The following is a 6,000-nucleotide window of genomic DNA, read 5'->3' as shown; positions in this document are numbered from 1 at the left end:
GCCGCCGAGCGGCAGCACACCGCCGTCCCCGGGGAGAAGACCATCGCCAAGCTGGTCCACACCCTGGCCGAGGAGGTGATGGCCCTCAACGAGCATGTCGCCGAGATGGACAAGCTCATCGAGGGCCGGTTTCGCGAGCATGAACTCGCCGACATCATCCTGAGCGTCCCCGGCATCGGCACCGTGCTCGGCGCCGAGCTCGTCGCCGCCGTCGGCGGTGACCTGGACGAGTTCGACTCCCCGGACGCGCTGGCGGCCTTCGCCGGCGTCGCCCCGGCACCACGAGACTCGGGCAAGGTCAGCGGCAACCTCCACCGGCCCATCTCCTACCACCGACGACTCCAGCGCGTCTTCTACACCTCCGCGCTGGTCAGCGTCCGCTACGACCCGAACTCACGGAAGTTCTACGACCGCAAACGAGCCGAAGGGAAGAAGCACGTTCAGGCCGTCCTCGCCCTCGCCCGCCGACGCGTCAACGTCATCTGGGCCCTGATCCGTGACCGACGGTGCTACGAAGTGACACCGCCAGCCACGGCAGCCGCTTGACAACAGCATTAGGAAGCGAGGGAGACGGCGAAGGGCTTGAAGCCGTGTCGGCGCAGGATGTGGGGCACGACCAGGATCATGGCCTCGGTGGCGCGGGCTGTGGTGATGTCGCCGAGGTCCTCGATCCGTTCGGGCTGCCAGCCCAGGTCGCCGAGCAAGCCGGTGACGGTCTTCTTCGCGTGTTCGTCGTTGCCCGAGAGATAGGCGGTCGGTGGGGTGGCCAGGGATTCGGGAGCGGTCATGACCATGAAGAGCATGGTGTTGAGGGTCTTGACCACATGGGTGTCGGGGAGCGCGGCCTGGAGCTTCTCGGCGAGGCTGCTGCCGGGATAGCACAGGTCGCCGGGCAGGCCGTCAGCGGCGTCGCGGGTGGCATTGGAGACATCGATGAGGATCTTTCCGGAGAGCTCGGTGCGCAGGTCGATGAGGCGCTCCAGGGAGCTTTCGCCGGGCGTCGCGTTGATCACGAGGTCCGTGGTGCGGGCCGTGGTGCGCTGGTCGGCGAAGGCGATCCGCGGGGCGAGCCCGGCCTTGGGAGCCGCGGCGGCTTCAAGGCTCCGGCCTCCGAGGGTGACATGGTGTCCGGCTGCGGAGAGCTTGCCGGCGAGGTTGGTGCCGACGCGTCCGGCGCCCAGGATGCCGATGTTGGTCATGCGGTGATACTCCTTGCGGTATGGGGGTGGGGAGGAACAGAGGCGTCCGGTCAGGCGATCGGCGAGAGGACCTTGAGGGCGGCGGTGTGGATGCCGGTGGCGGCGGCCAGGAAGTCGCGGCTGCCCGTGGTCCAGGGTTCGCCCGTCAGGTCGGTGACGGTGCCTCCGGCCTCGGAGACCAGCAGGGCGCCCGCGACCAGGCCGGAGCGGACGTCTGAGAACTGCCAGAACGCGTCCATGCGTCCGGCGGCGACGTGGATGAGCTGCATCGTGGCGGGAACGGACACGCGCACAACCAGGCCGTTGATGAGCAGGGCGGTGACGGAGTCACCGATCCGTCGGAACGTGCGCTCGTCCTCGCCGGGCTTGGCCTGACCGGTGCCGATGAGCGCGGCGCCCAGGTCGGTCTTGGCGGACACCCTCAGGGGACGGTCGTTGAGGCGGGCGCCGCCGCCGGCGACGGCGGTGTACGTGTCACCCGTCAGCGGCAGGTGGACAACGGTGAGGACCGGCTGGTTGTCGCTGACCAGGGTGGCGGTGACGGCCCAGTCCCCCATGCCGTGGACGTGGTTGATGTTGCCCTCGGCGGGGTCGACCACCCACCATTCCCCGGCCGGGAGCGCGCCGCCGGCGAGCTCGTCCTCGGCCCACTGCGACCCCGGCCGGGCTCGCAACAGCGGTTTCCTCAGCACGTCCAGTACCGCGTCGTCGTTGGCGTGGATCTCGCCGACGATCTCGTCCAGGCTCACGCCCCGGGCATGCGAGGTGTAGCGGTCACGCAGTGCGAGGCCGGCGGCCTTCACCGCGGCGGTCACGTCGGCCAGGAACGTCGCGTCGGCGTCGAAAGGCATGGCTGTGCTCATGGTGGGCTCCTTGGGGGATCGGTAGAAGCGGGGGGAAACAGTTGCGATGTCTCGTCCCCGCACTTCGAAGGTAGGGCGCCCGATCATTAACAACAAGTGCATGCTTGTCACTTGTAGAGTTACCGTCATGCAACTGGATCTGAACCTGCTCACGGCGCTGGACGCCCTGCTGGAAGAGGGCAGCGTCGCCGGCGCGGCAGCGCGCCTCCACGTCACCCCACCGGCGATGAGCCGCTCCCTGGGCCGCATCCGCAAGGCCACCGGTGACCAGATCCTGGTCCGCACCGGCCGCAGCATGGTGCCCACCACCCGCGCGCTGGCCATGCGCGCCCAGGTCCACTCCCTCGTGCAGCAGGCCCACCAACTTCTGTCCGCGCAGCAGGAACTCGACCTGGCGGCCCTGGACCGGGTGTTCACCGTGCGCTGGCACGACGTCCTCACCGCCGCTTCCGGCACCGCCTTGACCACGGCCGTCCGCGATCAGGCCCCCGGCGTCCGACTGCGACTGTCCGCCGAACCCGGGACGGACGACGCCGAGCTGCGCCGGGGTGAGGTCGACCTCGAATCGAGCTCCAGCGCTCCGACGCTCCCCGACATCCGCCACCGCCTCGTCGGCACGGACCGGCTGGTCGTCGCCGTCCGACCCGGCCACCCGCTCACCGAAGGCCCGCTGAGCATCGAACGCTACGCAGCCGCCGAACACCTCACCGTTTCGCGGCGCGGTCGCCTGCGCGACCCGATCGACGACGCCCTGACCGCACGCGGCCTCGAACGACGCGTCGTCGCCGCCGGCCCCACCGCCGCCTTCGCACTGCAACTCGCCCGCAACACCGACCTGGTCGTCACCCTCCCCGACGCGGTCACCCGCACGGCCCGGGAACAACTCGGCCTGGCCACGCTGCCGACGCCGCTCCCGCTGCCCGACGTCCCCCTGTACCTGCTGTGGCACCAGCGCTACGACAACGACCGCGCCCACACCTGGCTGCGAGACCTGGCCACCGAAACCGCCCAGGCACTGTTCACGCCACCCACCGCCTCCCCACAGCCCCTCACCAACCAGACCGGGCAGTGACGGAGACCCCCGGGAAAGGGCCTGCGGCAGCTGACTCCCGTTCTCGGGTTCTGGCTCAACTTCTGTGGAGTCGGGCTCTATGGGAGAGCGATCGACTCGTCGCAAGCCGCTGATCTGCGTGATTCCCTCGCTCGTTGGCGCGGCACGCCAAGCGGCTGCGCCGCACCACAGAAGTTGAGCCAGAGCCCGTTCTCGTGAACATCACCTGTTCGTGCGAGCCTGCGACTCCCCACCTCACATCGAAACGACGTCGTAGGTCGGTTCTGGCACAGATCTTGGGGAGCGGTCGCGGAGCGTTACCCCGCTGTTCGATTGCGAGGAGACTGATTCCTGTGAGACGGCGTACGCCTTGTCGTCTGACGGTCAGAAGTGACGCTCCCTCAGGTGTTTGCCGGTCTCTGCTGCGGTCGGACGTAAACGGTGATGGTGCTGGTCATGCAGACCGATGCACCGTTCTGGGACTCGCTGGTCTTCGACGGGATCGACGAGGTGGACGTCGAGACAGTGACGGCCGCGTTCGGCACCGTCGAGGTGGTGGCGAGAGGCCGCGAGGCCGAGGCCGCATGCCCAGACTGCGGCTGCTTCTCGGACCGGGTCCACGACCGCTACCAGCGCAAGCTGAAGGACCTGCCGCTCGCTGAGCAGGGCTTTGTGATCCAGCTGACCGTCCGGCGCTTCATCTGCGGAACTGCGGACTGCCCGCGTCGAACGTTCGCCGAGCCGTTCTCCCGGCTGGCCGCCCCATACGCACGGTTCACGACTCGACTCAACCGCGCCTTGGAGCGAGTGGGGCTCGCGCTGGCCGGGCGGGCAGGCGCTCGGCTGGCCGCCCAGCTGGGCTGCGCAGCCGGCCGGATGACCTTGTTACGCAGGGTCATGGCACTGCCTGATCCGCAGTGCAGCATGCCGCGTGTGCTGGGCGTGGACGACTTTGCGATCCGTCGTGGCCAGACCTACTCCACCGTCTTGACCAGCGTCGAAGACCGTCGCGTGGTCGATGTGCTCCCGACCCGTGAAGCCGGGCCACTGGCCACTTGGCTGATCCGCCACCCCGGCGTTGAGATCATCTGCCGGGACCGGGCCGGCGCCTACGCCGAGGGCGCCCGCCGTGGTGCCCCCGACCCTCTGCAGGTCGCCGACCGGTTCCATCTGTGGCAGGGCCTCGGCCGAGCCGTGGAAACCTGCGTCGCCGCCCACCGCGACTGCCTACGTAGTCCTTCGCCCAGCAGCATGCTACTGGAGGCCACCCTGGGGTCCGGTCGGCCGCAGGACGGCTCGGACCCCGTGGGCCGGCGAGCCGAGCGGAAGAAGGCAGCACATGCCCTGGCCCACGAGCTGCTTGCCCAGGGTCACTCACGGCGGGCGTTAGCCCGGCACCTGGGCTGGGGCCTCAACACCGTGCTCCGGTACGCGAACGCCGCACGCTGGCAGGACGCCATCCGCGACAACCGGCCCCGACCCAGCAGGCTGGACCCCTACAAGCCCTACCTGGAGCGACGCTTCGCTGCGGGATGCACCAGCGTCACCCACCTCCACCGTGGACTCGTCGCCGACAACGCGCCCGTCACCTATCAGATGGTCCGCGCCCACATCGCCACCCTCCGCGGGGCTCCGTCCGGTCAGCCGCCCCGGCATCCGACGGTGCGCCAGGTGATCGGCTGGCTCACCCGACGCCCCACCGCGCTGAGCGAGGACGACCGCGCCGGCCTGAAGGATGTCCTGGCCCGCTGCCCCGAACTGGACACGGCCGCCGGGCATGTCTGCGGCTTCGGCGAGATGCTCACCGGCCGCGTCGGCTCCACACTTCCCACCTGGATCGACGCGGTCGAGGCCAGCCAGCTGCCCGGGCTCACCGGCTTCGCACTCCACCTGTTTCGGGACCTTGACGCCGTGACAGCCGGGCTCACCCTGGACTGGAGCTCGGGCAGCATCGAGGGCGCCGTGAACCGGATCGAGAAGATCAAGCGACAGCTCTACGGTCGAGCCGGATTTGAACTGCTCCGAAAAATGATCCTGCTTCAGTAGTTCCTCGCGGAGATGTTGCTCTGCCGCTGGTCGACGCCTTCGAAGCCGGTCGTCCAGATCCCGACAGGGTGCCCACTCGGGGGTTTGTGAGTGGGGCTGACCAGTGAGTATGGAGCCAGTTGGAGGTCGTTTCCGTGGGCTGAGTGAGTTTGCCCCACTGGCGGTAGGCAGTCGCCGTGGAGGCCCCCGATCTGCTGCGGGGACCGTGGTGCTACTTTTGCCGAAATTTGCGGGAGGGGTGGGCAAGCTGGTGGACAGTGCCCTGCGGCGTGCTGCTGTCGTGGCCCTCGGCGAGCTCGGGCGAAGCAGTGACTCTGGGGACCGGGCGGACGCCGGTCGCGGTCTGGCGAGCTTTGCCGAGATGGAAGAGGCTGTCGATCCACTGCTGGAGCTGGTGCTCGACCGCGATGACACCTTTGTCACACGGGTGACCGCAGAAGCCTTGCTCCGAAGGCAGGACAGGGCCGGACTGCTGATTGTCGCGTCCGCGTTGGCAGTCGCCAGCCCGAACCATGGCGATTGGATCCACACCGCGGTCCGCGATGCATTTGCCATCTACGCCAGCGACCGCGACGACGCGATGCGGCTCTGCGAGGAGCTGACGCAGGATCCTGACGAACGCGTCGCCCTGGGAGCTCGCGAGCTGAACGAAAGCCTGACTGGGATCCACTGCGTTCTTCACCCCGAATAGTGCAGGGCCCCACGGCGCCGTAGGCGCTCGACGACCGCGACTTGGTGACCACGTTGCAGCCAAGCATCCAGGCTCATGACTCCAGTTTTCCATCGAATGACACTGTCACCGTCTGTGACCGCTCCCCAAGATCTGTGCCAGAACCCGTAG

6 protein-coding genes are annotated in these 6,000 nt (G+C 68.5%); 4 read left to right on the top strand and 2 right to left on the bottom strand.

The features are described 5' to 3' along the window. Window positions 1–546: transposase (locus ACIQUT_RS38640; RefSeq protein WP_403570215.1), on the top strand; the 546-nt coding region annotated here is incomplete at its 5' end. A gap of 8 nt (window positions 547–554) precedes the next feature. Here the strand turns inward: ACIQUT_RS38640 and ACIQUT_RS38635 are convergent. Then, entirely contained in the window at window positions 555–1,199 is a 645-nt protein-coding gene (locus tag ACIQUT_RS38635; protein WP_403570214.1) for an NADPH-dependent F420 reductase, read from the bottom strand. A gap of 50 nt (window positions 1,200–1,249) precedes the next feature. Beyond that, complete coding sequence (locus tag ACIQUT_RS38630; RefSeq protein WP_403570212.1) at window positions 1,250–2,062, bottom strand: inositol monophosphatase family protein; 813 nt, start codon at window positions 2,060–2,062, stop codon at window positions 1,250–1,252. Window positions 2,063–2,189: 127 nt separating this feature from the next. Here ACIQUT_RS38630 and ACIQUT_RS38625 point away from each other — a divergent pair, with 127 nt between their 5' ends. From ACIQUT_RS38625 to ACIQUT_RS38615, 3 genes are all read left to right on the top strand, one after another. Next, entirely contained in the window at window positions 2,190–3,134 is a 945-nt protein-coding gene (locus ACIQUT_RS38625; protein WP_403570211.1) for a LysR family transcriptional regulator, read from the top strand. A 435-nt stretch (window positions 3,135–3,569) separates the two neighbouring features. Then, entirely contained in the window at window positions 3,570–5,159 is a 1,590-nt protein-coding gene (locus ACIQUT_RS38620) for an ISL3 family transposase (protein WP_403570209.1), read from the top strand. A gap of 238 nt (window positions 5,160–5,397) precedes the next feature. Further along, complete coding sequence (locus tag ACIQUT_RS38615; RefSeq protein ID WP_403570207.1) at window positions 5,398–5,850, top strand: hypothetical protein; 453 nt, start codon at window positions 5,398–5,400, stop codon at window positions 5,848–5,850. The last annotated feature ends 150 nt before the right edge of the window (window positions 5,851–6,000 follow it).

It is taken from the genome of Streptomyces sp. NPDC090445 (assembly GCF_044769385.1).
Lineage (GTDB): Bacteria > Actinomycetota > Actinomycetes > Streptomycetales > Streptomycetaceae > Streptomyces.
The sequence above is the reverse complement of the archived record's forward strand: the minus strand, read 5'-3'. Positions and strand labels throughout refer to the sequence as shown.